This is a genomic window from Achromobacter sp. 1011791174 (genome assembly GCF_059760925.1).
In genome coordinates, this window is sequence record NZ_JCBANH010000005.1 from 93,683 (window position 1) to 119,116 (window position 25,434).

28 protein-coding genes and 1 pseudogene are annotated in these 25,434 nt (G+C 70.7%); 23 read left to right on the forward strand and 6 right to left on the reverse strand.

Going from position 1 to position 25,434, the window contains the following annotated elements:
• The first annotated feature begins 44 nt into the window (after nucleotides 1-44).
• Nucleotides 45-554, forward strand: a complete 510-nt coding sequence (locus tag AC6LJ5_RS03260) for a hypothetical protein (protein ID WP_498139822.1) — start codon at nucleotides 45-47, stop codon at nucleotides 552-554.
• A 36-nt stretch (nucleotides 555-590) separates the two neighbouring features.
• Here AC6LJ5_RS03260 and AC6LJ5_RS03265 read toward each other — a convergent pair whose 3' ends face one another.
• Both AC6LJ5_RS03265 and AC6LJ5_RS03270 read right to left on the reverse strand, forming a co-directional pair.
• Nucleotides 591-1,130 (reverse strand): HD-GYP domain-containing protein, encoded by a 540-nt coding sequence (locus AC6LJ5_RS03265; RefSeq protein ID WP_103274642.1) that lies wholly within the window; start codon nucleotides 1,128-1,130, stop codon nucleotides 591-593.
• A gap of 255 nt (nucleotides 1,131-1,385) precedes the next feature.
• Complete coding sequence (locus AC6LJ5_RS03270) at nucleotides 1,386-2,066, reverse strand: type 1 glutamine amidotransferase domain-containing protein (protein ID WP_392412196.1); 681 nt, start codon at nucleotides 2,064-2,066, stop codon at nucleotides 1,386-1,388.
• A gap of 356 nt (nucleotides 2,067-2,422) precedes the next feature.
• Between AC6LJ5_RS03270 and AC6LJ5_RS03275 the strand changes: the two genes are divergently transcribed.
• The 4 genes from AC6LJ5_RS03275 to AC6LJ5_RS03290 all read left to right on the forward strand — a co-directional run bounded on the left by AC6LJ5_RS03275 (nucleotide 2,423) and on the right by AC6LJ5_RS03290 (nucleotide 5,015).
• Nucleotides 2,423-3,142 carry a response regulator transcription factor gene (locus AC6LJ5_RS03275; RefSeq protein WP_498139823.1) on the forward strand — a complete coding sequence of 240 codons (720 nt, stop codon included), beginning with the start codon at nucleotides 2,423-2,425 and terminating at the stop codon, nucleotides 3,140-3,142.
• A gap of 75 nt (nucleotides 3,143-3,217) precedes the next feature.
• The gene (locus AC6LJ5_RS03280; protein WP_103274645.1) at nucleotides 3,218-3,700 is read left to right on the forward strand and encodes a YbaK/prolyl-tRNA synthetase associated domain-containing protein; all 483 of its coding nucleotides are present in this window, start codon (nucleotides 3,218-3,220) and stop codon (nucleotides 3,698-3,700) included.
• Between the two features lie 2 nt (nucleotides 3,701-3,702).
• A complete protein-coding gene (locus tag AC6LJ5_RS03285) occupies nucleotides 3,703-4,521 on the forward strand; it encodes an NRDE family protein (RefSeq protein WP_498139824.1) in 819 nt (272 codons plus the stop codon).
• Between the two features lie 59 nt (nucleotides 4,522-4,580).
• Nucleotides 4,581-5,015 carry a carboxypeptidase-like regulatory domain-containing protein gene (locus AC6LJ5_RS03290; protein WP_103276502.1) on the forward strand — a complete coding sequence of 145 codons (435 nt, stop codon included), beginning with the start codon at nucleotides 4,581-4,583 and terminating at the stop codon, nucleotides 5,013-5,015.
• Between the two features lie 62 nt (nucleotides 5,016-5,077).
• On the opposite strand, the gene AC6LJ5_RS03295 is transcribed toward AC6LJ5_RS03290, so the two are convergent.
• Nucleotides 5,078-5,452, reverse strand: a complete 375-nt coding sequence (locus AC6LJ5_RS03295; RefSeq protein ID WP_103274647.1) for an MAPEG family protein — start codon at nucleotides 5,450-5,452, stop codon at nucleotides 5,078-5,080.
• 135 nt (nucleotides 5,453-5,587) lie between these two features.
• Between AC6LJ5_RS03295 and AC6LJ5_RS03300 the strand changes: the two genes are divergently transcribed.
• Complete coding sequence (locus AC6LJ5_RS03300; RefSeq protein WP_392412199.1) at nucleotides 5,588-6,436, forward strand: CPBP family intramembrane glutamic endopeptidase; 849 nt, start codon at nucleotides 5,588-5,590, stop codon at nucleotides 6,434-6,436.
• Between the two features lie 61 nt (nucleotides 6,437-6,497).
• On the opposite strand, the gene AC6LJ5_RS03305 is transcribed toward AC6LJ5_RS03300, so the two are convergent.
• From AC6LJ5_RS03305 to arfB, 3 genes are all read right to left on the reverse strand, one after another.
• Nucleotides 6,498-7,550, reverse strand: coding sequence for an alkene reductase (locus AC6LJ5_RS03305; RefSeq protein WP_103274648.1), 1,053 nt, complete (start codon nucleotides 7,548-7,550; stop codon nucleotides 6,498-6,500).
• Between the two features lie 51 nt (nucleotides 7,551-7,601).
• Entirely contained in the window at nucleotides 7,602-7,949 is a 348-nt protein-coding gene (locus AC6LJ5_RS03310; protein ID WP_392412202.1) for an ArsR/SmtB family transcription factor, read from the reverse strand.
• Between the two features lie 148 nt (nucleotides 7,950-8,097).
• Nucleotides 8,098-8,514 (reverse strand): alternative ribosome rescue aminoacyl-tRNA hydrolase ArfB, encoded by a 417-nt coding sequence (gene arfB / locus AC6LJ5_RS03315; RefSeq protein WP_103276504.1) that lies wholly within the window; start codon nucleotides 8,512-8,514, stop codon nucleotides 8,098-8,100.
• A gap of 83 nt (nucleotides 8,515-8,597) precedes the next feature.
• Here arfB and queE point away from each other — a divergent pair, with 83 nt between their 5' ends.
• From queE to hpaE, 17 genes and pseudogenes are all read left to right on the forward strand, one after another.
• On the forward strand, nucleotides 8,598-9,230 hold the full coding sequence (gene queE / locus AC6LJ5_RS03320; RefSeq protein WP_103274650.1) for a 7-carboxy-7-deazaguanine synthase: 633 nt from the start codon (nucleotides 8,598-8,600) through the stop codon (nucleotides 9,228-9,230).
• A 28-nt stretch (nucleotides 9,231-9,258) separates the two neighbouring features.
• Entirely contained in the window at nucleotides 9,259-9,702 is a 444-nt protein-coding gene (gene queD, locus AC6LJ5_RS03325; RefSeq protein ID WP_103274651.1) for a 6-carboxytetrahydropterin synthase QueD, read from the forward strand.
• A 169-nt stretch (nucleotides 9,703-9,871) separates the two neighbouring features.
• Nucleotides 9,872-10,345 carry a MarR family winged helix-turn-helix transcriptional regulator gene (locus AC6LJ5_RS03330; RefSeq protein ID WP_103274652.1) on the forward strand — a complete coding sequence of 158 codons (474 nt, stop codon included), beginning with the start codon at nucleotides 9,872-9,874 and terminating at the stop codon, nucleotides 10,343-10,345.
• Nucleotides 10,342-12,398 (forward strand): annotated as a pseudogene (locus tag AC6LJ5_RS03335) (FUSC family protein). The gene AC6LJ5_RS03330 and the pseudogene AC6LJ5_RS03335 overlap by 4 nt, the downstream one beginning before the upstream one ends.
• Entirely contained in the window at nucleotides 12,395-12,613 is a 219-nt protein-coding gene (locus tag AC6LJ5_RS03340; RefSeq protein WP_103274654.1) for a DUF1656 domain-containing protein, read from the forward strand. The pseudogene AC6LJ5_RS03335 and the gene AC6LJ5_RS03340 overlap by 4 nt, the downstream one beginning before the upstream one ends.
• Nucleotides 12,610-13,524: an efflux RND transporter periplasmic adaptor subunit gene (locus tag AC6LJ5_RS03345; RefSeq protein WP_103274655.1), complete on the forward strand. Its 915-nt coding sequence runs from the start codon at nucleotides 12,610-12,612 to the stop codon at nucleotides 13,522-13,524. The genes AC6LJ5_RS03340 and AC6LJ5_RS03345 overlap by 4 nt, the downstream gene beginning before the upstream one ends.
• 47 nt (nucleotides 13,525-13,571) lie before the next feature.
• The gene (locus AC6LJ5_RS03350) at nucleotides 13,572-15,017 is read left to right on the forward strand and encodes an efflux transporter outer membrane subunit (RefSeq protein WP_498139825.1); all 1,446 of its coding nucleotides are present in this window, start codon (nucleotides 13,572-13,574) and stop codon (nucleotides 15,015-15,017) included.
• Nucleotides 15,018-15,107: 90 nt separating this feature from the next.
• Nucleotides 15,108-15,704 (forward strand): hypothetical protein, encoded by a 597-nt coding sequence (locus tag AC6LJ5_RS03355; protein ID WP_392412210.1) that lies wholly within the window; start codon nucleotides 15,108-15,110, stop codon nucleotides 15,702-15,704.
• Between the two features lie 147 nt (nucleotides 15,705-15,851).
• Nucleotides 15,852-17,036 carry an ABC transporter substrate-binding protein gene (locus AC6LJ5_RS03360; RefSeq protein ID WP_498139826.1) on the forward strand — a complete coding sequence of 395 codons (1,185 nt, stop codon included), beginning with the start codon at nucleotides 15,852-15,854 and terminating at the stop codon, nucleotides 17,034-17,036.
• 2 nt (nucleotides 17,037-17,038) lie between these two features.
• The gene (locus AC6LJ5_RS03365; RefSeq protein WP_498139827.1) at nucleotides 17,039-18,067 is read left to right on the forward strand and encodes a branched-chain amino acid ABC transporter permease; all 1,029 of its coding nucleotides are present in this window, start codon (nucleotides 17,039-17,041) and stop codon (nucleotides 18,065-18,067) included.
• Between the two features lie 22 nt (nucleotides 18,068-18,089).
• Nucleotides 18,090-19,835 (forward strand): branched-chain amino acid ABC transporter ATP-binding protein/permease, encoded by a 1,746-nt coding sequence (locus tag AC6LJ5_RS03370; protein WP_498139828.1) that lies wholly within the window; start codon nucleotides 18,090-18,092, stop codon nucleotides 19,833-19,835.
• Nucleotides 19,832-20,554 (forward strand): ABC transporter ATP-binding protein, encoded by a 723-nt coding sequence (locus AC6LJ5_RS03375; protein WP_103274661.1) that lies wholly within the window; start codon nucleotides 19,832-19,834, stop codon nucleotides 20,552-20,554. Before AC6LJ5_RS03370 ends, AC6LJ5_RS03375 begins: the two co-directional genes overlap by 4 nt.
• 26 nt (nucleotides 20,555-20,580) lie before the next feature.
• Nucleotides 20,581-21,963 carry an amidase family protein gene (locus tag AC6LJ5_RS03380; RefSeq protein WP_498139829.1) on the forward strand — a complete coding sequence of 461 codons (1,383 nt, stop codon included), beginning with the start codon at nucleotides 20,581-20,583 and terminating at the stop codon, nucleotides 21,961-21,963.
• A 107-nt stretch (nucleotides 21,964-22,070) separates the two neighbouring features.
• Nucleotides 22,071-23,081, forward strand: a complete 1,011-nt coding sequence (hpaD, locus tag AC6LJ5_RS03385) for a 3,4-dihydroxyphenylacetate 2,3-dioxygenase (protein WP_498139830.1) — start codon at nucleotides 22,071-22,073, stop codon at nucleotides 23,079-23,081.
• A gap of 26 nt (nucleotides 23,082-23,107) precedes the next feature.
• Nucleotides 23,108-23,503, forward strand: coding sequence for a RidA family protein (locus tag AC6LJ5_RS03390; RefSeq protein ID WP_103274664.1), 396 nt, complete (start codon nucleotides 23,108-23,110; stop codon nucleotides 23,501-23,503).
• Between the two features lie 22 nt (nucleotides 23,504-23,525).
• Entirely contained in the window at nucleotides 23,526-23,903 is a 378-nt protein-coding gene (locus tag AC6LJ5_RS03395; protein ID WP_103274665.1) for a RidA family protein, read from the forward strand.
• Between the two features lie 44 nt (nucleotides 23,904-23,947).
• Nucleotides 23,948-25,408, forward strand: coding sequence for a 5-carboxymethyl-2-hydroxymuconate semialdehyde dehydrogenase (gene hpaE / locus AC6LJ5_RS03400; protein ID WP_498139831.1), 1,461 nt, complete (start codon nucleotides 23,948-23,950; stop codon nucleotides 25,406-25,408).
• Nucleotides 25,409-25,434 lie beyond the last annotated feature (26 nt).

The following is a 25,434-nucleotide window of genomic DNA, read 5'->3' on the forward strand; positions in this document are numbered from 1 at the left end:
TACGCCAGCGGCGCGCTATCGCCTGCGCTGAAGCGCGGGATTTCATGCGCAGGCAGCCTCCCGCCCTGTACGCCAGCGCCGCCCTCTGCGCGGCGCTGGCGCTATGGGGCGCGCCTGCCGCGGGCCGCGACGGCGGCAAGACGGCAGGCGCCGGCCTGGCGCCGCCCACAGCCGCCGCTAGCGAAACGGCGAACGGCGACGCGCGCGACTGCGCGCCCACCGACCGCGCCGGCGGCAAGGTCATTGACATCTACTGGACGCGCGGGCCCGACCATGACCGGATCACCGGCGGCGAGGTCGATCATTACGTCGACCTGAATCTCGTAGTCCGGACGCGCGGCTACTTCGAAGGCGATTGCGTGGAAGCCACCGTGCAGGCGACCGACGGCGGCGACATCGTCGAAGGCCGCAAGACATTGACGCTGCACGGACGCGTCGACAAGGCGGGGGTCGCCTACTTCAAGGAACCGCTGCGGCGCTACACGCTGATCCTGTCGGACGGCGACAAGGACGCGCCCGAGCAGGACGCGCCAGGCTCCCGCCCTGCGCCCTGACGCGACCGCCGCCTGGAAAGCGGCGGCCGGGCGCCCTCAGGGCACCCGCAGCGGGCTGTGCCTGATCATGCCCTCGAACACCCGCAGCAGGTCGGGATCGCACTTGGCGCCGGCCTCGCGATGCAGGATCAGCATGATCTGCGCATGCGTGCGGGCCGGGTGATAGGGTCGCGCGTCGCCCAGAGCATCGTAGGAATCCGCCAGGGAAATGATGCGCGAATGCAGCGGGATGTCATGACCCGCCAATCCATCCGGATATCCGGAGCCGTCGAAGTGCTCGTGATGGTGGCGCACCGCCAGCGCGATCTGGTCGCGTCCCGGCAGGTCGCTCTGGCCGATGATGTCGGCGCCGACGGCGGCGTGCGACTTCATGATTTCCCAGTCCTCGTTTTCAAGCCTGCCGGGCGAGAACAGCACGCGATCGGGCGTGGCGATCTTGCCCAGGTCGTGCAATCGGGCGGCGACGGCGATGGACTCCAGCTCGTCTTCGGCCAGGCCGCAGGCACGGGCCAGCGCCACGCTCAGCGCCACCACGCGGTGGCAGTGCCGACCCGTGGCCGGATCGCGCGCGCGCATCGCGGCGAACAGCGCCGCCTCACAGGAGCCGGGCGGCTCCCCTTCCGTCGAAAAACGCTGCGGGACATCCGTGGCCGGGGATGGGGCAGCCAGGCCGTCTGACGGTGACGGCGGCACTGAGGGTACGTCTGGAGGCATCGAACAAGGCATGCGCGGCACTGCGATGGCGCCGCGTCGGAATCATAAAGTAGCGATTCTGACACATTGCTGCACGTTCCGCGCGCGCTGGGCGGCGCGTCTCCGACGCCTGTCGGTTCACTGGCGCAGGCGCTCCAGCAAGGCCTCGGCCACCCCGACCGACGATGCCGGATTCTGCCCGGTGATCAGCAGCCCGTCGGCGATCACGTGCGGCTGCCAGTCCTCGGCGCGGCTGTACTGCGCGCCCAGGCGCACCAGTTCATCTTCCACCAGGAACGGCACGATCTGGCTCAGGCCCACTGCGGCCTCCTCGGCGTTGGAAAAGCCCGTGACCTGCCTGCCCTGCACCATCGGCTTGCCGTCGGCGGTCCTGGCGTGGCGCAGCACGCCCGGCGCATGGCACACCGCCGCCACGGGCTTGCCGGCGGCCAGCATGTTCTGGATCAGCTTCACCGAACGCGGATCCTCGGCCAGATCCCACAGCGGCCCGTGGCCGCCCGGGTAGAACACGGCATCATGATCGGCCGCCTGCGCCTCGGCCAGCGGCAGCGTGGCCGCGAGCCGGCGCTGGGCCTGGGCATCGCCACGGAAACGATGGGTGGCCTCGGTCTGGGCCTCGGGGTCGTCGCTCTTGGGATCCAGCGGCGGCTGGCCGCCCTTGGGCGAGGCCAGCGTCAGCTCGGCGCCGGCATCCAGGAAGGCATAGTACGGCGCGGCGAACTCCTCCAGCCAGAAGCCGGTCTTGCGCCCGGTGGCGCCCAGCGTGTCATGGGAAGTCAGGACGATCAGGATCTTCATTGCGTGCTCCTGTAGCGCGACCTCGCCGCCGCGCGCGCGGCGGACGGGGGATCGTTGAGGAATGCGCCGGCTCGCGGCCCGTGAGGCCCGCGCCGGCGGAAACGGCGGAGGCCGGAAAGGATCGCCTCCGGCTGGCCTGACCCATTACACCATCGATGGGCCAATGCCGCCGGCCCGCCCGCCAAGCGGCCGGTTCATGCGCCCACATCGTGCACCAACATCGCGCACGCCACAGGGCGCGGCAGGCCATGTCCGAGAATTCGGGTCAGAAAGGGGCGTTGAGCGAGGTTTGGGAATCACTGGTAACCGATGCATCATTCATGCGCTCGAGCCGCAATGACCCCCCACAACGATTCATGAATGACCTACTAGACCTGATCGTCTTTTCTCCCGACGCCGATCAGCGCGCGCGCCGCAGCGGCGCACTGGCCGAAATGGGCTTCTCGCCCCGCCGCTGCGAAGATTCCAACGGCCTGTTCCGCCTGTTCCAGACCCGCCGCACGCCGCTGCTTGTCATGGAAGCGGAGCTGACCGATCTGTGCATGGCCGTCGCCGGCCTGCGCGCCATGGACACCACGGCGGGCATCGTCGCCATATCCACCTTCGATTCGCCAGAGAACCGCATCCTCGGGCTGCACTGCGGCGCCGACGTCTGCTTCCAGCCCGACGTCGCGACGGCCGAGATCGCCGCCGCGCTGCAGGCCCTGGTGCGCCGCACGCCGCCTTCGGGACGCCGCCACGCCGAGGCGGAGACGCGCGCGCAGCCAGCGTCCGCTGGCGCAGCAGCCGGACGCTGGCAGTTCCAGGACGCCGCCTGGACCCTGGTCAGCCCGCGCGGCGAGCGCCTGCCGCTGACCCAGGCCGAGCGCGAATTCCTGCTCAAGCTGACCTCGGCCATGGACAAGCGCCTGCCGCGCAGCGACGCCTTCGCGCCCGACCCCCAGGCCGGCCGCGACTCGGTGCGCCGCACCGACGTGGTGGTGAGCCGGCTGCGGCGCAAGGCGCAGGACATGCACCTGGACCTGCCGATCCGGACGGTCTGGGGCTGGGGCTACGCCTTCACCGGTGATATCTAGCGCGGGCGTATCATGCGCGCAGCGATCGCGGTTTCCCGCCCGCCCGTTCCGCACTCCCGCGATCCCGGATCCAACATGGACGTATTCAGCCAACTGCAAGCCCTGCTGACCCGCCATCAGGCGCGCTATCGCCTGATCGAGCATGCCGCCGCCGGCAAATCGGTCGAAGTCGCCGCCATCCGCGGCACCGCCGTGAGCCAGGGCGCCAAGGCGCTGGTCTGCCGCGTGAAGATTTCCTCGAACCAGCGCCGCAACGTGCTGGCCGTGTTCCCCGCCGACCGTCAGGCCGACCTGGACGCCATCGCCCGCGCCGCCGGCGGCAAGAAGGCCTCGCTGGCCTCGCAGGACCTGGCGCGCGAGCTGACCGGTTGCGAGATCGGCGCCATCCCGCCCTTCTCCTTCAATCCCGAGCTGCACCTGCTGGTCGACCCCACGCTGCGCGAGCGGCACGATGAAATCGTGTTCAACGCCGGCCGTCTGGACGCCTCCATCCTGCTCGACACGGAAGACTACTTCCGGCTGGCCGCGCCCGAGGTCGCGCCGCTCATCAAGGACTGACCATGTGCCTCGCCGTGCTCGCCCTGCATGCCGTCCCCGGCATCCCTGTGCTGATCGCCGCCAACCGCGACGAATTCCACGCCCGCCCCACGCTGGCCGCGGCGCAATGGCCCGACGCGGCCGGCATCTACGCCGGGCGCGATGCGCTGGCCGGCGGCACCTGGATGGGCGCTTCGAGCCATGGCCGCTACGCGCTGGTCACCAATTTCCGCGAACCCGGCCTGAACCGCGCCGACGCGCCCTCGCGCGGCGCGCTGGTCGAGCGCTACCTGCGCGGCGACGAGCCGCCGGCCGAGTACATGGCGCGCGTCCATGACGAGGGGCAGGCCTACAACGGCTTCAACCTGATCGTGGGCGACATGGAACAAGCCTGGTATGTCAGCAACCGCGACGGCGCGCCGCGACGGCTCGTAGCAGGCGTGTACGCGCTGTCCAACCACCTGCTGGACACGCCCTGGCCCAAGCTCGCGCGCACCAAGCGCGCCTTCGCCGATGTGCTGCGCCAGGGCCCCCAGCCCGACCTGCCCGCGCTGTACACGGCCCTGGCCGATCGTGAACCGGCCGCCGACGACGAACTGCCCGCCACCGGCCTGCCGCCGGACCGCGAGAAACTGCTAAGCAGCCCCTTCATCGTCAGCCCCACCTACGGCACCCGCAGCTCGACCGTGCTGGCCTTGCGGGAGCATGGCGCCGGGCTGCTGCACGAGCGGCGCTACGCGCCTGACGGCACGCTGAACGGAGAAAGCGAACTCCTCTTCGAGCTGCCTCCCGAATACGCCGGCGCACGAACTCCGGACGCCGTCGCGGGTCGAAACGCATGACGCGCGCCGGCCAGCGCCCGGCGCGGCGCACCGCCGTCCGTCGAATCAAGGAGAACAGCATGAACAAGCGCATCGAACGTTGCACCATGGCCGCGGCCATGGCCTTGGGCAGCATGGCCATCGCCGGCCTGCTGAACACCGCGCAGGCGGGACTGCCGCCGGTCCAGCATCAGGGATCGGTGCAGTACGTCAGCGGCGGCATCGGGCTCGACGAATCCGAGGCCCTGAAGGCCGCCGCCAAGGACTATCCCCTGGCGCTGACCTTCGCCGCACAGGTCGGCGGCAAGGCCGACTATGTCGCGGACGTGACCGTGGCCATACACGACGGCCAGGGCAAGCCGGTGCTGCGCGCGACGTCGGAAGGCCCGTACATGCTGGTGAAGCTGCCGGCCGGCGACTACAAGGTGTCGGCCACCTACAAGGGCCAGACGCAGGAACGCCAGGTCGCCGTCAAGGGCGCCGGCGCCGCACGCGCCGTCTTCGAGTGGAAATGACGCCGCGCCGGCGGGCCGGCCGAGGCCCCGGGGCGGCGCGGCGGCCCGGGGCCTCGGCCGGCTCAGACGCCGGTGAACAGGATGGCGATGGTGAAGCCGATGCTGGTCGCCCAGACCAGCGAGCGCAGCGCGCCCCAACCCGCCACGTACATGGCCAGATAGCCCAGTCGCAGCCCCAGCCAGCACGCCATCAGCGTGGCCACGCGCGTCGCGTCGGCCTGGTTGTGCAGCGCGAACAAGACCGCCGCGTAGAAGAACGGCAGCGCCTCGAAGGCATTGCTCTGCGCCGCGTTGGCGCGCGCCCGCCAGCCTTCCTGCCGCGCCAGCCAGGGACGCGGGTCGTTGTTGTCGAACTTCTGGCCGCCCGCCTTGGCCAGGATGGCGGACAGGAAGGGCACGATCGCCGCCGCCAGCATCAACCACGCAATCATTTTCATGGGCAAACCTCTGCTTGGATGTGAGAAAACGCGGTGACGCGAGCCGCCGCGCTGGCCGCATGGTCGCCCGAAAGCCGGAAAATGAAAAGCCCGTCACCGTTTACACTCGCCACTTTTCCCGATCGCGAGTTTCCGGTGCCCTTGTTGTCCCCCTGGTCCGTCCTGTTCCTGTCCGCCGCCTTGCTGTGGCCCCCCGCCACGCGCCGTTGGGCGCCCCTGGCGCTGGCGGTGGCCTATGCCTGGGCCGGCACGCAGGGCGCGCTGGACCCCGCCGCCCTGGCCGCGCCGGCGCTGCTGGCGCTGGCCGCCCTGCTGGTGCAGCCGCCGGCCCCGACCGCCCTGCGGCTGGCCGGCCACATGCTGTTCATCGCCGTGGCGGCGGCGCTGTTCCTGCACCTGATGCCGGGATTCCACAATCCGCTGGTGATCCCGCGCGCGCCGCTCAGTCCGGACGCCGTGCCGTTCAGCATGTACCTGAACCTGGACAAGCCGCTGGTGGCGTTCTGGATCATCCTGGCCCTGCCGCCCGTCATGACGGGCCTGGACGCGGGCCGCACGCTGCGCGCCACGCTGGCCTGCGGCGCGGCGGCGGTGCTGGTGTGCCTGACGCTGGCGCTGGCCCTGGGCATGGTCGGCTGGGCCCCCAAGTGGCCGGACAACGGCTGGCTGTGGCTGGTCAATAATGCCTTGCTGGTGACGCTGGCGGAGGAAGCGCTGTTCCGTGGCTATATCCAGGAACGGCTGGGCCGGCTGTGGCGCGCGCGCCGCTGGGGCGCCGATGCCGCGCTGCTGTGCGCGGCCGCGCTGTTCGGCCTGGCGCACTATGCCGGCGGCTGGCAATGGATGCTGCTGGCGGGCCTGGCGGGGGCCGCCTACGGCCTGGCCTACCGCCACGGCGGCCTGGCGGCGGCGGTGCTGGCGCACCTGGCGCTGAACACCGCGCACTTCGGCCTGTACACCTATCCCATGCGCGCGGCATTCTAGGACGCGCCGCAGCCGGCGGCGCGGACGCGCCCATGCGCGCCGCGCGCCCGGCGCTCCGGCCTCAGGCCAGCGCCGGATAGTCCGTGTAGCCGCCGGGGCCCGGCGCGTAGAACGTGGCGGGGTTGGGCCGGTTCAGCGGCGCCTTCAGCGCGAAACGCCGCGCCAGGTCCGGATTGGCGATGTACTGCACGCCGAATGCCACCGCGTCGGCGCGGCCGGCGGCGATCGCGGCCTCGGCGGACTCACGCGTAAAGCCTTCGTTGGCGATGTAGGCGCCGCCAAAGGCCGCCTTGAGCGCGGGGCCGATGCTGTCGGGCGCCTCATGCTCGCGCACGCACAGGAACGCGATGCGGCGCCGGCCGAGTTCGGACGCCACGTAGCCGAAGGTGCCGGCGCGGTCCGAATCGCCCATGGTATGGATATCGCCGCGCGGCGACAGGTGCACGCCCACGCGGCCCGCGCCCCAGACGCCGACGCAGGCGTCGGTCGCTTCCAGCAGCAGGCGCGCGCGGTTCTCCACCGGGCCGCCGTAATCGTCGTTGCGCAGATTGGTGCTGTCCTGCAGGAACTGGTCCAGCAGGTAGCCGTTGGCCGCATGCACCTCCACGCCGTCGAAACCCGCTTCCTGCGCCATCTGCGCGCCCAGCCGGTAGGCCTGGATCACGCCGGGCAGTTCCGCCGTTTCCAGCGCGCGCGGCGTCACGTAGGCGCGCTGCGGACGCACGTGGCTGACGTGGCCGCGCGCCGCCAGGGCGCTGGGCGCCACCGGCAACTGGCCGTCCAGGAACATGGGGTCCGAGATGCGGCCCACGTGCCAGAGCTGCGCGAAGATGCGGCCGCCGGCCGCGTGCACGGCGGCGGTGACCTGGCGCCAGCCCTGCACCTGCTCGGGCGTCCACAGGCCCGGCGTGTCGGCATAGCCCACGCCCTGCGGCGTCACGGCGGTGGCTTCCGACAGGATCAGGCCCGCGCCGGCGCGCTGCGTGTAGTACTCGGCCATCAGCGCATTGGGCACGCGCCCGGGGCTGGCGTGCATGCGCGTCAGCGGCGCCATGATGACGCGGTTGGGCAGGGTCAGGTCTCCCAGGACCAGGGGTTCGAACAATAGGCTCATGCGACTTCCTCTTGCCCCGGCGCCTGCCGGGGCGTTGCTGAACGGACGGCGCTACATGTCCTGGTTCAGTTGCCGCAGGAATGCGGCGATCAGGGCTTCGTTGCGACGGAAGAACACCCATTGCCCGACCTTGGTGGCCGTGATCAGGCCGGCGCGCTGCAGCACGGCCAGATGCGTGGACACCGTCGACTGGGACAGTCCGCAGCGGCCGTCGATGTGGCCGGCGCAGACGCCATGCTCGAAGGTATGGCCCGGGCGTTCCTCGAAATACGCCTTGGGATCCTTCAGCCACGCCAGGATCTCGCGGCGCACCGGGTTGGCGAGCGCCTTGAGGATGGCGTCGGCGTTGACGGTTGGGTCGTCGCCGGCGGAAACGGAATTCGAAGGATCCGGGTTCATATTCAAATATCGCAATTTATCGAATCATATATCGTTAAAGCTCGATATATGCTCATGCCCCCGCGACGAGTGGGGATACTCGCCGCATTCGCGCGCCAGCTCCGCCTCGTCGACGCGATGCCGCCCGGAAGCCGCGAGCCGTGCTCCTTCATTCATCGCCCACCCTGCCGCGCAGCCGCTTGACCTCGCCATGCAGCACCTTGCGCTGCACGCGCCGGCGCTGCGAGGCGCGGGTGGGCCGCGTCGGCCGGCGCGGCTTTTCCGTGCGCGCCGCCGCGCGCACCATGGCGATCAGGCGCTCGATCGCCTCGGCGCGGTTCTTTTCCTGGCTGCGGAACGCCTGTGACTTGATGACGATGACGCCATCCTTGGAGACGCGGTGGTCGTTGAGCGCGCACAGCGCGTCCTGAACCTCGGCCGGCAGGCTGGAGGCACGCACATCGAAGCGCAGATGCACGGCGCTGGACACCTTGTTGACGTTCTGCCCGCCCGCGCCCTGGGCGCGGATCATCGTGAACACAAGCTCGCGCTCGTCCAGGTACAGGGAATCTTGGATATGAAACATGGGCGCCAAGTCTACGCCAAGGCCCGGCACGGCTTTGCCGGGAGCGCTAAAATAGTCCGCTTTTGCCCGAATCCCGGCATCCCATGACTTATTCCGCCAAAGAGATTTTCAAGACGCTGCAGGGCGAAGGCGCCCACGCCGGCCGCGCGGCGGTGTTCTGCCGGTTCGCGGGCTGCAATCTCTGGACCGGCCGCGAAAGCGACCGCGCCAGCGCCGCCTGCACCTTCTGCGATACCGACTTCATCGGTACCGATGGCGAAGGTGGCGGCAAGTTCACCACGGCGCAGGCGCTGGCCGACGCCATCGCCGCGGCCTGGGGCCCCGGCGCGGAACGGCGCTACGTGGTCTTCACCGGCGGCGAGCCGCTGCTGCAGCTGGACGAGGCCCTGCTGGCCGAGGTGCACGCGCGCGGCTTCACGGTGGCCATCGAGACCAACGGCACGATGCCCGCGCCAGCCGGCATCGATTGGATCTGCGTCAGCCCCAAGGGCACGGCGCCTGTGGTGCTGGAACGCGGCAACGAACTCAAGCTGGTCTATCCGCAAGCCAATGCGCTGCCCGAACGCTTCGCGCACCTGGATTTCGAGCATTTCTTCCTGCAACCCATGGATGGTCCCGCCCGCGTGGCGAATACCGAACGGGCCGTCCAATACTGTACGCAGCATCCGCAATGGCGGCTCAGTCTGCAAACGCATAAATACATAGGCATTCCATGATTCACCCCTACGCTTCGCGGAGCGCGCAATGATCTCCGTGACCCGCAGGCTGGAATTCGACGCCGGCCACCGCATTCCCGATCACCGCAGCCAATGCCGCAACCTGCACGGCCACCGCTATGTGCTGGAAATCACCCTGACCGGCGACGTGGTGCAGGCGCCCGGCGAGTCCGACAACGGCATGCTGATGGATTTCTCCGAAATCAAGCAGATCGCCAAGCAGCACATCGTCGACGTCTGGGACCACGCCTTCCTGGTCTATGAGGGCGACGCCGCCGTGCGCGGCTTCCTGGACACCCTGCCCGGCCATAAGACCGTGGTGCTGGACCGCATCCCCACGGCCGAGAACCTGGCCGCCATCGTGTTCGAGACGCTGGCGCCGCACTATCACGGCCACTATGGCGCCGAGCTGCGCCTGACCCGCGTGCGCCTGTACGAAACGCCCAACTGCTGGGCCGACTGCAACGGCTGACGGCCGCGCGCCGGCCTGATCCGGGCCGGCGCTCCCTCCTTCCCGCTCCCGCCTCCCGGCTTTCCATCCATGGAAAGCCCGCCTCCGATCGTCCCGATTGAAAAAATTCATGGAGATATCGTTCATTTTCATTTATTAGTAAGCTAATAGATAGGATACAATCTAATTCATGAACACGCCTTCCGACTCCCTGCTCATGGCCACCACCGCAAATCTCATGGTGCTGTCGCGCGCCTATCGCGGCGCCGCCGACAAGGCGCTGGCCGACTACGGCCTGTCCCAGGCCACCGCCTGGCCCGTCATCCTCGCCGGCCGCCTGGGCGACGGCGTGCGCCAGGGCGCGCTGGCCGAGGCGCTGGGCGTGGAAGGCCCTTCCCTGGTGCGCGTGCTGGACCAGCTGGTCGCCGCCGGCCTGATGGAACGGCGCGAAGACCCGCATGACCGCCGCGCCAAGACCCTGCACCTGACCGAGGCCGGCCAGGCGCTGCGCGCCCAGGTCGAGGACGTGCTGGTCGCGCTGCGCCGGCGCCTGTTCGACGGCATCAGCGAAGACGATCTGCAAGCCTGCCTGCGCGTGTCCGAGGCGCTCAAGGCCGCGCTGGGCCGCAGCGCCGCCGGCGCGCAGGAGGACTATCGGCCATGAAGCTGCCGGCGCTGCCCAATGTCCGCGAAGCCGTGTTCTCGCTCAAGAGCTACGCGGGCGCGATGCTGGCGCTCTATCTGTCGTACAGCATGGGCCTGCCGCGTCCGTTCTGGGCCATGACCACGGCCTACATCGTGTCGCAGCCCTGGTCCGGCGCGGTGCGCTCCAAGGCGCTGTACCGGCTGGTCGGCACTTTCGTCGGCTCGGCCATGACGGTCTACATGGTGCCGCGCCTGTCCAACTCGCCCGTGGTGATGACCGCCGCCATGGCCCTGTGGGTCGGCGCCTGCCTGTATATGTCGGTGCTGGACCGCACGCCGCGCTCCTATCTGTTCATGCTGGCCGGCTACACCGCCGCCATGATCGGTTTCCCGTCCGTCTCCGAGCCCACGCTGGTGTTCGACACCGCGCTGGCCCGCGTCGAGGAAATCGCGCTGGGCATCGTCTGCGCCACGCTGGTCCACAGCGTGGTGCTGCCGCGCGGCCTGGCGCCGGCGCTGACGCTGCTGCTGGACAAGGCCGTGCGCGACGCCCGGCTCTGGATGCAAGACATCCTGGCCGGCGGCGACGCCGGCAAGTCCGACAAGGACCGCCGCACCCTGGCCAACGACATCACCCAGCTGCGCCTGCTGTCGACCCACGTGCCGTTCGACACCAGCAACCTGCGCTGGACCGCCGGCGCGGTGCGCGCCATGCAGGACCGCGTCGCGGCGCTGACGCCCATCGTCTCGGCCGTCGAGGACCGCATGCGCGCCCTGCAGGCCGACGGCCAGCCGCTGCCCGAGAACGTCACGCGCCTGCTGGCCAGCATTTCCAAATGGATCGACGCCGGTCCGCGCGCCACCCATGCCACCGCGCTGCGGCTGCGCGCGGCCGCCGTCCGGCTGACGCCGGCCATCGACAGCCGCTCCAGCTGGCGCGACGCGCTGCTGGCCAGCCTGATGACCCGGCTGCGCGAGCTGATCGACGGCTATGACGAATGCCTGACGCTGCGGCGCGAGATCCGCGCCGGGCTGAACGGCGCCGCGCGACGCGCGCCGCGCCACCTGGACGCGCAGCGCCGCCCGCTGCACCGCGACCACGGCATGGCGCTGCTGTCGGCCGCCGCCGCCGGCCTGGCCATCGCCGCCTGCTGCGCGTTCTGGATCGGCACGGCCTGGAGCAACGGCGCCACCGCTGCGCTCATGGCCGCCATCTTCAGCTGCTTCTTCGCCTCGCAGGACAATCCCGTGCCGGGCATCATGCAATTCCTGACCTACACGGTGTATTCGATCCCGCTGTCGGCGCTGTACCTGCTGGGCATCATGCCCGCGATCCATTCCTTCGAGATGCTGGCGCTCTCGATGCTGCCCACCGCCTTCGTGATCGGCGTGTTCATCGCCCGCCCGGCCTCCGCCGGCAAGGCCATGGCGGTGCTGTTCGGCTTCGTCGGCACCATGGCGCTGCACGACACCAACACCGCCGACCTGGTCTCGTTCATCGACACGCAGGTCGCGCAGATCATGGGCGTGGGCCTGGCGGCGGTGATCGCCGCCATCTTCCGCACTGTCAGCGCCGACTGGAGCGCGCGCCGCATCCAGGCCGCCAACTGGCGCGACCTGGCGGCGCTGGCGGCCTCGCCGCGCACCCAGGCCCGCCACGGCTACGCGGCGCGCATGCTGGACCGCATCGGCCTGCTGCAACCGCGCCTGGCGCTGGCCAAGCGCCCCGACGACGTGATGGCCGCCGACGCGCTCAAGGACCTGCGCGTGGGCCGCGACATCACCGAACTGCAGCGCGCGCGCCGCCACCTGCCCATGGCCGAACCGGTGCTGCGCCCCGTGCTCGACGGACTGGCGCGCTACTTCCGCGATCGCTCGTCCTGGCGCGGCGGCCAGAAGACGCCGGAATTCCTGGCGCAGATCGACCGCGCGCTGGCCGGCGTGGCGGGCGCGCCCGCCGGCCCGCGCGCGACCGCGCGGTGGTGGCGCTGGTGGGCATCCGCCGCGCCTTCTTCCCCGACGCGCCCGAGTACCAACCCGCCCATCCCCACCTGGAGGGCCACGCATCATGATCGGCGAATTCAACCTGTACGGCATTTACTTTCCCTGGCTGCTGGTGCTGGGCGTGGTCACGCTGGGCGTGGCCTGGGCCCTGCGCCGGCTGCTGGCCCGGGCCGGCCTGTACCGGCTGGTGTGGCACCCGGCGCTGTTCGACCTCGCGCTGTTCGTGGTGCTGCTTTACGGCGTCACCCTGATATCTCCCTATATTTTCCAGAGACTCGCATGAAGATCCCCAACGCCCTGCGCCCCGCCGCCATCGGCAAGTTCGCGCTGACGGCCGCCGTCGTGGCCGCCGCCGTCGCGGCCGGCTGGCAGCTCTGGGTGCATTACGAAATTGAACCCTGGACCCGCGACGGCCGCGTCAAGGCCTATGTGGTGCAGGTCGCGCCGGATGTGTCCGGCCTGGTCACCGACGTGCCGGTGCACGACAACCAGGACGTGAAGGCCGGCGACGTGCTGTTCGAGATCGACCGCGCCCGCTTCCAGCTCGCCTACGACCAGGCCCAGGCCTCGGTGCGCTCGCAGCAGGTGGCGCGCGAACAGGCGCTGCGTGACGCCAAGCGCAACCGCGCGCTGGGCCAGCTGGTCGCGGCGGAAGCCCTGGAACAGAGCCAGACCAAGCTGCAACAGACCGAGGCCGCGCTGGCCCAGGCCGAGGTGCAGCTGAACAGCGCGCGCCTGAACCTGGAGCGCAGCCGCGTGCTGGCCGCCACCGACGGCCGCGTCACCAACCTGGACCTGCGCGCCGGCGCCTACGCCACCGCCGGCCGTGGCGTGATGGCGCTGGTGGATTCCGGCTCGTTCTACATCGAAGGCTATTTCGAGGAAACCAAGCTGCCCCGCATCCACGAAGGCGACCCCGTGACCGTGACGCTGATGGGCGACGACCGCCGCATCCATGGCCATGTGGAAAGCATCGCGCTAGGCATCGCCGACCGCGACCGCAGCACCGGCGCCAACCTGCTGCCCAACGTCAACCCCACCTTCAACTGGGTGCGGCTGGCGCAGCGCATCCCGGTGCGCGTGAAGATCGACCAGGTGCCCGAGGGCGTGCGCCTGGTGGCCGGCCAGACCGCCACCGTGTCCGTCAACCCGCCGGAGACCGCGCGGGACGACGGCGCGCCGCGCCACTCCTGATCCCCGCTCACCCGCCCTCCGTCTCCACACGTCTTGCCGCAACCGTCATGAATACCCGCCATTTCCTTCCGCTGATGCTGACCGCCGCGCTGGCGGGCTGCGCCGCCGTGGGTCCGGACTACCGGACGCCCGCCGACGCCGCCATCCAGCGACCGGACGCGCAGGCGCCCTTCCTGGAGTCGCATGAGGCGGCCTACCGGCAGGACGCTCCGCCCGGACGCTGGTGGCGGCTGTACGACGACCCGGCGCTGGACGGACTGGTGGAACAGGCGCTGGCCGCCAATACCGACCTGCGCGTGGCCGCCGCCAATCTGGAACGCGCGCAAGCCGCCACCCGCGAAGCCCAGGCCCAGCAGCAGCCCAGCGTCGGCGTCAACGCTTCGCCCACCTTCGGCCACGTTTCCGGCCTGCAGGAGCTGCAGCCGGGCGTCGATCCCCCCAGCCGCTGGTCCTACTCGGCCGGCGCCAGCGTGTCGTACCAGCTGGACCTGTTCGGCCAGATCCGCCGCGCGGTGGAAGCCGCAAGCGGCGACGAGCAGGCCGCCCGCGCCGCCTATGACGCGACCCGCGTCACCGTGGCCGCCGAGACCGCCCGCGCCTATGCCAACATGTGCGCCGCCGGCATGCAGCTGGCGTCCGCCCGGCATTCGGTCGAGGTGCAGACAGCCTCGCTGGACGCCGTCGAGCGCCTGCAACGCGCCGGACGCGGCACCGCGCTGGACGTGACCCGCGCCCGCGGCCAGCTGCAACAGCTGCAGGCCAACCTGCCGCCGTTCCAGGCCCAGCAGCGCACCGCGCTGTACCGGCTGGCGGCGCTGACCGGCCGCACGCCGGCGCAAATTCCCGCCAGCCTGCTGCAATGCGCCACGGCGCCGCGCCTGACCCAGACCATTCCGGTGGGCGACGGCGCCGCGCTGCTGCGTCGCCGTCCCGACATCCGCCAGGCCGAACGCAGCCTGGCCGCCGCCACCGCCCGCATCGGCGTGGCCACGGCCGACCTGTACCCCAAGATCTCGCTGGGCCTGTCCGGCGCGTCCGGCGGCCCCGCGGCCATGTTCGGCGACCGCGGCACCTTCAGCTGGAGCATCGGGCCGCTGATCTCCTGGACCATTCCCAACACCGGCGCCGCCCAGGCCCGCATCGCCCAGGCCGAGGCCGGCACCAAGGCCGCCGCCGCCCGCTTCGACGCCGCCGTGCTCAACGCACTGCGCGAAACGGAAAGCGCGCTGACCGTCTATGCGCGCCAGCTCGACCGCGAAAGCGCGCTGCAAGCGGCGCGCGAGCAGAGCGCCCAGGCCGCCAGCCAGGCGCGCCAGCTGTTCCAATACGGCAAGACCGACTACCTGACGGTGCTGGACGCCGAACGCACGCTGGCCGCCAACGAAAGCGCGCTGGCGGCGGCCCGGGCCGAACTCAGCAGCGACCAGATCGCCGTGTTCCTGGCGCTGGGCGGCGGCTGGGAGGACGGGGGCGAACCCGACCGCCGGCATTGAGCCCGCCGTCGACGCCGGCCGGTGCTACGATCGGCCGGTTTCGCCTGATCCCGCCACCCGCTGGCGCCTCGTTGCAAGCGTTCCGACTCCATGGCCGTCCTGCCGCGCTCCCGCTGTTCCCGGCTCCTGCCGCTCGCCTGCATTGCGCTGCTGGGCGCCTGCTCCGGCACGCCCAAACCGGCCAAGCCCCCGGAACGCGTCACCGGCGCGGGCGGCAGCATGCTGCGCTACAGCTCCAAGCAAACCACGATCGAATTGACGCCGGCCGAGCGCGCCGCCGTGGACCAGGTGCGCGTGCGCGCCTATCCCGCGTCCGACGCCGCGCAACTGCGCGACGCCTGCGCGGCGGCCTTGAAGGCCGCCGGCTATGAACAGGTGGCCGGCGACGCCGCCACCGACATCGTCACCGGCGAACGCCACCAGAAGCTGGTCGGCCGCAGCCGCGAGGCGCTGCGCGGCCTGCTCAAGTCGCAGGGCCTGGCCTACGGCGCCAAGCCGGACCACCAGAGCACCTACGCCCAGCTCGTCATCCGCCGCGACGGCGCCCAGGCGCGCGTCTGGATCGGCCTGAACAGCACGATCTGGGACAGCAATGGCGACGCCAAGAGCCGCGTCGTCACCGACGCCGCCGCCTACCAGGACCTGTTCGCGCGCCTGGACCAGGCGCTGAAGACGCCCGCGCGCTAGACGCGCAGCCCAGGAAAACCCCAACTCCCCACGGCCGCGGTTTGTATCGCAGGATACATCCGCGCCCCGCCCGCCCCTGCCAGACTAGCTCTCAACCAGGCCCGCGCATGCGCCGGCGTCCTGTCTTGTCCTCTACGGGAGCTATAGATGAGCAGATTCAATCCCTTGCTGGCCGGCCTCGCGTGCGCGGGCCTGTTCCTGGCCACGGCCGCGCAGGCCGACGACCGGCCCGAACTGCGGATCGGCGTGGTCAGCTCGGTCACGGGCGGCGCCTCGGCCATCGCCACCGGCGCGGTGGCCGCCATCAACCTGATGGAGGAACGCACGGCCGCCGACGCCAGCCTGCCGTTCCGCGTCAGCTTCATCAAGTACGACGACGGCTCCGACCCGGCGCGCGCCGTCAACGCGACGCGCAAGCTGATCCAGGAAGATCGCGTCCACCTGGTCATCTGCTGCACCACCACGCCGGCCTCGCTGGCGGTGAACAAGGTGATCGAGGAAGAGCGCGTGCCCAACCTGTCGCTGGCCGCGGCGGCCTCGGTCATCGAGCCGGCCGACGCCCACCGCTACACCTTCAAGACGCCGTTGACCGACCGCCTGATGATCGACCACACCGTCGACTACATGGTCAAGCAGGGCTGGAAGCAGGTGGCCTTCATGGGCCTGGAGGACTCCTACGGCGAGGGCGGCTGGGTCGAGTTCAAGCAGATCGCCACGCGCAAGGGCCTGGAGATCGTCGCCGCCGAGCGCTTCTCGCGCGGCGACACCAACTTCACGCCGCAGGCGCTGCGCGTGTCGCAGAAGAAACCCGACGCGGTCTATTTCCACGCCATCCCGCCCTCGTCCGCGCTGGCCACCGAGACGCTGCGCCGCGTCGGCTACAAGGGTCCGGTGCTGCATGGCGCCGGCTCGGCCACGCCGGCCTTCATGGCGGTCGGCAAGAAGGCGGTCGAAGGCGCGCTGGTCGGCACCTCGGCCCTGCCCGTATATCGCCAGCTGCCCGACGACCATCCGCTCAAGTCCGGCATCGCGGCGTTCGTGCAGGCCTATGACGGCAAGTACGGCGCCGGCAAGACCGACATGTTCGCGGCCCAGGCCTACGACACGGTGCAGATCCCGCTGCTGGCCTATCGCCAGGTGGTGGCCGCCGGCAAGGCCGGCGACCTGACGCAGGCCCGTCAGGCGCTGCGCGACGCCATCGAGGCGACGCGCGAGTATCGCGGCGTCAACGGCCTGTTCAGCTACAGCCCGACCGACCACCTGGGCCTGGACCGGCGCAGCACCTTCCTGGTGACGGTCAAGGACGGCAAGTTCGAACTGCTGGGTGAGTAGGGATGGATCTCACCACTACCCTGTTCCTGGCGACGGACGGCCTGACCAACGGCGCGGTGTACACGCTGGTCGGCCTGAGCCTGGTGCTGGTCTACACCACCACGCGCGTGGTCAACATCGCGCAAGGCGAGTACGTGACCTTCGGCGCGCTGACGCTGGCCAGCTTCGTCGAAGGCACGCTGGCGCCCGTGGTCTACGTGGTGGCGGCGGGCGGCACCGCCTGCCTGCTGCTGGACCTGCTGCGGGCGCGAGCCAACGGCCGCTCGCTGCTGCGCCCGCTGGCGTCCTACCTGGCGGCGGGCGCGGCGCTGGCCGCGCTGGCGGCGCTGGCCTGGCGCGTGCCCTCGCCGCTGCTGCAGATGCTGGCCTCGCTGGCGCTGGTGGCCGCGCTCGGCCCCATCGTCTACCGGCTGACGGTCGAACCCAACCCGGCCAATTCCACGGTCGTGCTGGTGATCATCGGCGTGGGCGTGTCCATGATCATGCATCCGCTCGCGCTGCTGCTGTGGGGCGCCGACCCGCGCGCCGTGCCGCCCATCAGCGAGGCGCGCCTGGAACTGGCCGGCGTCGACATCGCGGCGCAGTCGCTGTTCATCATGGCCTTCTCGCTGGCGGCCGCCCTGGCGCTGTACCTGTTCTTCCGCTGCACCCTGACCGGCAAGGCCCTGCGCGCGGCCTCGGTCAACCGGGAAGGCGCGCAGTACTGCGGCATCCCCGTGGTGATGGCGGGCCGGCTCAGCTACTTCCTGGCGGCCGCGCTGTCCGGCGCCAGCGGCATGCTGCTGGCCCCGCTGGTGACGGCGCACTACGAGATGGGCTTCGTCGTCGGGCTCAAGGGCTTCGTGGGCGCGGCGATGGGCGGGCTGGTGAACTACCCGCTGTCGGTGGCCGGCGTCTTCATCGTCGGCGTGCTGGAGTCCTTCGCCTCCTTCCTCAGCAGTTCCTACCGCGACGCGCTGGTGTTCGCGATGGTGATCCCCATCCTGCTCTGGCGCAACAGCCGCGCCGGCGCCGACCTGGACGAACATTGAACACGCGCAAGCGCTCCCGCCGATGAAACCCGAAAAACTGCTACTTCCCGGCGCGGCCCTCGCGGTCGCCGCGCTGATCTTGCTGCTGCCGACCTACTACGTGGGCCTGATGACGCTGGCCGGCACCAACGCCCTGGTCTGCCTGGGCCTGGCCTTCCTGCTGGCCGCCGGCCAGCTGTCGCTGGGCCACGCCGCCTTCCTGGGCGGCGGCGCCTACGCCTCGGCCATCCTGGCGCGCGACTATGGCGTACCGCCGCCGCTGGCCATCCTGCTGGCCGTGGCCGCCTGCGCGGCGCTGGCCTACGTGATCGGTCGGCTCACGCTGCGCCTGCGCGGCCACTACCTGCCGCTGGCCACGCTGGCCTGGGGCATCGCCGCCTACGTCTGCTTCGTGGCGGCCATCGAAGTCACCGGCGGCGCTTCCGGCCTGTCCAACATCCCGCCGCTGCGCGTGCTGGGCATGGAGTTCGGCACCCGCGCCATGGGCGCGCTGGCCTGGGCCGCCGTGGGGCTGGCCTACATCGCCTACTGCCGGATCTATCGCGGCCGCATGGGCCGGGCCGCGCGCGCCATCAAGTCCAGCCCGACCATGGCCGCGGCCTTCGGCGTGGACGTGGCCGCCGCCAAGATCCGCATCTTCGTGCTGTCGGCCGCGCTGGCGGCGCTGGCGGGCGGACTGTACGCCTTCTACATGAGCTTCCTGAGCCCGACCTCGTTCTCCATCAGCGCCTCGTTCAACCTGCTCATCATGGTCGTGCTGGGCGGCTGCCTGCATCCGCTGGGCCCGCTGCTGGGCGTGCTGGCCTATACCGCGATCGAGCTGGGCGCGCAGTACCTGATCGCCAACCTGCTGGGCATCCCCGGCCAGATGGAGACCATGCTGTTCGGCCTGATCCTGATCGTGGCGCTGCTGCGCTGGCCCAACGGGCTGCTGACCTGGGTGCGGCTGAAACCACCGGCGCGGCCCGCCGCCGCCGGCGAGGCCGACCCCGCGCCGCGCCCGGTCACAGCTGGCCAGCGCCTGAGCGTGGACGCCGTGCACAAGCGCTTCGGCGGGCTGCAGGCGCTCAAGGACGTAACGCTGGACATTCCGCCCGGACGCATCACCGGCCTGATCGGCCCGAACGGCGCCGGCAAGTCCACCCTGTTCAACGTGATGACCGCGGTTCTGCCGGCCAGCGGCGGACAGGTCTCGCTGGACGGCGCGGCGCTGCCGGCGCGCGCGCACGAGGTGGTGCGGCGCGGCGTGGCGCGCAGCTTCCAGCACGTGCAGCTGGTGCCGGAACTGACGGTGCTGGACAACGTGCTGATCGGCGGCCACATCCAGGGCAAGGCCGGGCTGCTGTCGGCCGCGCTGGGCCTGGACCGGGCCGAGGAACGGCGCCTGGCGCGCGAGGCGCGCGCCGCGCTGGAGTTGGTCGGCCTGGCGGACGAGGCGTTGCGCCCGGCCGCCAGCCTGACGCTGGGCAGCCAGCGGCTGGTCGAGGTGGCGCGCGCCCTGATGGCACGGCCCGGCGTGCTGCTGCTGGACGAGCCGGCGGCGGGCCTGCGCGGCCCGGAAAAGGCCGTGCTGGTGCAGCTGATGCGCAAGCTGCGCGATGAACAAGGCATGGCCGTGCTGCTGGTCGAACACGACATGGAACTCGTCATGGGCTGCGTGGACTACCTGTTCGTCCTGAACTACGGCGCGCTGCTGGCGCAGGGCGAACGACAGGAGGTGCAGCGCAACCCGGCCGTGGTGGCCGCCTATCTCGGAGCCGAGGCATGAACGCGATCGAAGTGAGGGACCTGGCGGTCAGCTACGGCCAGGTGGATGCGCTGCACGGCGTCAGTTTCGACGTGCCGCAGGGCACGCTGGTGTCGCTGATCGGCGCCAACGGCGCCGGCAAGACCACCCTGCTCAAGGCGCTGATGGGCGCCCTGCCCGCGCGCGCCGGCCAGGTGCTGCTGCAGGGCCAGCCCCTGGGCAACACGCCGGTCGAAGAGCGCGTGCGGCGCGGCATGTGCCTGGTGCCGGAGAAGCGCTCGCTGTTCGCCTCGATGAAGGTGGAGGACAACCTGCGCCTGGGCGCCTACGCCTTCCGCCGCCGCACCGATTTCGCGCGCGAGCTGGAACGCGTCTACGCGCTGTTCCCGGTATTGGCGCAGCGGCGCGAGCAGCTGGCCGGCACGCTGTCCGGCGGCGAGCAGCAGATGGTCGCCATCGGCCGCGCCCTGATCGCCCATCCGCGCGTGCTGCTGCTGGACGAGCCGTCCATCGGCCTGGCGCCGCTGATCGTGCAGCAGATCATGGACGTGGTGGTGGACCTGCGCCGGCGCGAGGGCCTGACCGTGATCCTGGTCGAGCAGAACGCGCGCATCGCGCTCAAGAGCGCCGACCTGGCCTACCTGATCGAGCTGGGCCGCATCGTCAAGCAAGGCAGCGGGGCCGAACTGGCGCAGGATCCCGACCTGCTGGCCAGCTATCTCGGCGCCTGCGCCGCCTGAGGCAATTCCGAACCCGGAGACTGATCATGCTGCATCAAACCCCTTGGCCGCGCCTGCGCGAACTGTACCGCCTGGGCGAGGTCTCGCCCGTGGACGTGGCGCGCAGCGCGCTGGAGCACGCCGAACGCGCCGATCCGATCATCAACGCCTTCGCGCTGCTGGACCGCGCCGGCGCGCTGGCCGGCGCGCGAGAATCCGAGAAACGCTGGCGCCAGGGCGCGGCGCTCGGACCGCTGGACGGCATGCCGGTGGCCATCAAAGAATTCGCCGCCGTGCGCGGCTGGCCCACGCGGCGCGGTTCGGCGCTCACGTCGGCCGAACCGGCGGCGGCTCATACCGTGTTCGTGCAGCGGCTGGCCGATGCCGGCGCCGTGCTGCTGGGCAAGACCCGCGCTCCGGAATTCAACTGGAAAGGCATCACCGACAGTCCGGCCTTCGGCATCACCCGCAATCCGTGGAACCCGTCGCTCACGCCCGGCGGCAGCAGCGGCGGCTGCGCGGCGGCCGTGGCCGCCGGCGTGGTGCGCCTGTCCATGGGCAGCGACGCGGGCGGCTCGATCCGCATCCCGGCCGCCTTCACCGGCACCATCGGCCTGAAGCCCACGCACGGGCGCATCCCCCTGTCGCCCCTGCCCAGCGCCTTCGCGAACATCGTGCACACCGGCCCCATCGCCGCCGGCATGGACGAGCTGCAGGAAGCCTATCTGGCCACGCGCGGCGCCTCGCCGCTGGACTGGACCTCCAACCTGGGCGAGGACGGCGGCGCCGACGCCCCGGCCGCGCGCCCCCGCATCGGCCTGCTGTCGCCCCGGCGCTGGGGCCCACGCAGCGCCGCGCCGGTGCGCGCCGCGTTGGACGAGACGCTGGCCGCGCTGCGCGCCGACGGCTTCGACGTGACCGAAGTCGACTACGACATCGAGGCCGCCTCGCAGGTCGGCCAGGACCTGTACCGGCTGGGCTGCGCGGCCGCCGTGCGCGCCATCGCGCCCGAGCAGCATGGCCGGCTCGACCCCGGGCTGCTGGCCTTCGTGCAAGGCGTGGACGACTGGCCGATCTCGCGCTATCACGCGATCTGCCAGCAGCGCGACCGCTACGCCAACGAGCTGGCCGCCCTGCACGCGCGGGTCGACCTGCTGCTGCTGCCCACCGTGCCGTTGTGCGCCTTCGAGGCCGGGCGCGACGTGCCGCAGGACCAGCCGGGCGCCGACTGGATGTCCTGGAATCCCTACACGCCCGCGTTCAACAGCGCGCAGGTTCCGGCCCTGTCCTATCCGGTCTGGGCGCAGGGCGCCGCGCTGCCGGCTGGCGTGCAATGGGTCGCGCCCAAGTACCGCGAGGACCGCCTGCTGGCGATGGGCCGTTGGATGGAAACGCGCTTTCCCGTGCGCATCGCGCCGGAGCAGGAGTAAGCCATGCCCCGCATGTATCCCGCGATACAGACGCCGCGCGGCCCCGGCGCACAGAATGTCATCAACATGAATCGGGCCGAGACGCGCGCCCCGGACGGAGACAGGAAATGATCGACTACACGCCGGGCAAGCCCGACTTCAACATCCTGCGGCTGGGCCATATCGAGTACCTGGTCTCGGACCTGGCCCGCGCCCGCGACTTCTACGTGGATGTGGTGGGCCTGTTCGAGACCGAGTCCGACGCCGACCACGTCTACCTGCGCGCCATCGAGGACCGCGAGCATCACAGCGTGGTGCTGACGCGCTCGCCCTCTCCCGGCATCGGCCATTTCAGCTTCCGCGTTTCCTGCGCGGAAGACCTGGACCGCCTGGCGCACAAGTTCGCCGGCCTGGGCCTGCCCATGCGCTGGCTGGCGGCCGGCGAGGAACGCGGCCAGGGCCGCGCGCTGCGCGTGCAGGATCCGTTCGGCTTCCAGGTCGAGTACTACGCGCACATGGAACAGGCGCCCTGGCTGCTGCAGCAATACCATCTGCACCGCCACGGCTGCCCCACCCGGCTCGATCACCTGAACGTGCTGATGCCCGACGCGCAGGCCGGCTTCGACTGGTACACGCGCGAGCTGGGCTTCTACTGCTCCGAATTCACCGCCTCGGCCCCGCCCGAGGAACGCGTGTGGGCCAGCTGGCTGTACCGCAAGGCCACCATCCACGACATCGCCGTGATGACGGGCAAGGGCCCGAGCGTGCACCACGCGGGCTTCTCGCTGATGGAGCCCATGGGCGTGATCCGCGCCTGCGACGCGCTGGCCGCCGCCGGCTACGCCGACAACATCGAGCGCGGCCCGGCCCGCCACGGCATTTCCAACGCACTGTTCGTCTATGTGCGCGACCCCGACGGCAACCGCTTCGAGCTCTACACCGGCGACTACCTGACCGTGGACCGCGACCAGGCGCCCAAGCGCTGGGAACTGGACAACCCGCGCCGCCAGAGCCTGTGGGGTCCGCCGCCGCCGCGCCGCTGGTACGAGGAATCCATGACCGTGGCCGCGCTGGCCGACGGCAGCCCGCAGCCGGTGTCCGAGCCGATCACCCGCGCCATCCCCACCTATATCGACTGACCCGCCCCGCCCGCAGGATTTCCGCCATGAACCGACACGTCATCGTCCCGCCCACCGGCCTGCTGCCGCACCGGCCGTACTCGCCCGCCATCCAGGTCGACCGCCTGCTGTTCGTATCGGGCCATACCGGCTCCGATCCCGTCACGCGCGCCTTCTCGGACGACATCACCGAGCAGACCGAGCTGGCCTTCCGCAACATCCAGTCCGTGATCGAGGCCGCCGGCGGCCGCATGGCCGACGTGGCCAAGGCCACCGTCTTTATGACCGACATGGACGCCGACTTCCAGGCGATGAACGCGGTGTTCAAGCGCGTCTTCCCCGACCAGCCGCCGGCCCGCTCCACCGTGGGCGTGGCCCATCTGGCCCGACCCGGCCTGAAGGTCGAGATCGAAGTCGTGGCCGTGATCGGCTCGGCCGGCTGACGCGCGCCCCGGGGAAGCCGCCATGGAAAAACAGCTCATCGGCCGCGATGCCGGCCTGCCTCACTCGCCCGCCGTGGTCTGGCGCGACCTGGTGTTCGTCTCGGGTCAGGTGGGCTTTCTGCCCGGCACCCGCGAATTCGAGCCCGGCATCGAGGCCCAGACGCGCCAGGCGCTGCAGAACGTGCTGGACCTGTTGGCCGCTTCCGGCTGCGAGGCCGATGGCGTGTTGCAGATGACGGTGCACATGACCGACATGATCGGCGAGTTCGCCGCCATGAACGCGGTGTTCCGCGAGTTCTTTCCCGACCGCCCGCCCAGCCGCACCACGGTCGGCATCTCCCACCTGGGCCGGCCCGGCCTGAAGATCGAGATCGACGCCATCGCCGCGCGCGGCGCCTGAGCTTGCCGATTCCCCTTCTCATCCCTCCCGAACAAGAGAACGCAGTGATGATCCCTCACCTGATCGACGGCAAGCCCGTCGAAAGCCCGTCCGCGCTGGAAAACATCAATCCCGCCACTGGCGAGGTGCTGGCCGAAGTCGCCCTGGGCGGCGAACGCGAAGTCGCCCTGGCCGTGGCCGCCGCCAAGGAAGCCTTTCCCAAGTGGGCCGGCCTGCCGGCCAGGGAGCGCGCCCGCATCATGCGCCGCCTGGGCGACCTGATCGAGCGCCACGTGCCCGAGCTGGCCGAACTGGAGACCGACGACACCGGCCTGCCCATCCACCAGACCTCGAAGCAGCTGATCCCGCGCGCCAGCGAGAACTTCTATTTCTTTTCCGAAGTCGCCACGCGCATCAACGGCCAGACCTTCCCGGTCGATTCGACCATGCTCAACTACACGCTGCTGCAGCCGGTGGGCGTGTGCGGGCTGATCTCGCCCTGGAACGTGCCGCTGATGACGGCCACCTGGAAGGTGGCGCCTTGCCTGGCGCTGGGCAACACCGCGGTGCTGAAGATGTCGGAACTGTCGCCCATGACCGCCGACCGGCTCGGCCGGCTGGCGCTGGAGGCCGGCGTGCCCAAGGGCGTGCTCAACATCGTGCATGGCTATGGCTCGGAAGCCGGCGACGCGCTGGTGCGCCATCCCGACGTGCGCACCATTTCCTTCACAGGCGGCACCGCCACCGGCCAGCGCATCGCCGAACGCGCCGGCATCAAGCGGCTGTCGATGGAGCTGGGCGGCAAGTCGCCCGTGCTGGTGTTCGAGGACGCCGACCAGCAGCGCGCGCTGGACGCGGCGCTGTTCACCATCTTCTCGATCAACGGCGAACGCTGCACCGCCGGCTCGCGCGTCTTCGTGCAGCGCTCGATCTACGACCGCTTCGCCCGCGAGTTCGCCGAGCGCGCCGCGCGCCTGATCGTGGGCGACCCGCGCGACCCGGACACCAACGTAGGCTCGATGATCACGCGCCAGCATTGGGAGAAGGTCACCGGCTACATCGAGATCGGCCGCCGCGAAGGCGCCGTGGTGGCGGCCGGCGGCGGCGTGCCGGCCGGGCTGCCGGCGCGCGTGGCCAAGGGCAACTTCGTGCAACCCACCGTGCTCACCGGCGTGGACAACCGCATGCGCGTGGCGCAGGAAGAGATCTTCGGTCCGGTGGTCTGCCTGATTCCCTTCGACGACGAGGACGAGGGCCTGCGGCTGGCCAACGACAGCCGCTACGGGCTGGCTTCCTACGTCTGGACCCAGGACGTGGGCAAGGCCCACCGGCTGGCGCGCGGCATCGAGGCCGGCATGGTCTTCGTCAACAGCCAGAACGTGCGCGACCTGCGCCAGCCCTTCGGCGGCATCAAGGACTCGGGCGTGGGCCGCGAGGGCGGCGACGCCAGCCTGGAGACCTTCTGCGAGATGAAGAACGTCTGCATCTCGATGGGCAGCCACCCCATCCCGCGCTGGGGCGTGTGACGCCCGGGGCGGCCCGCCCCAACCCC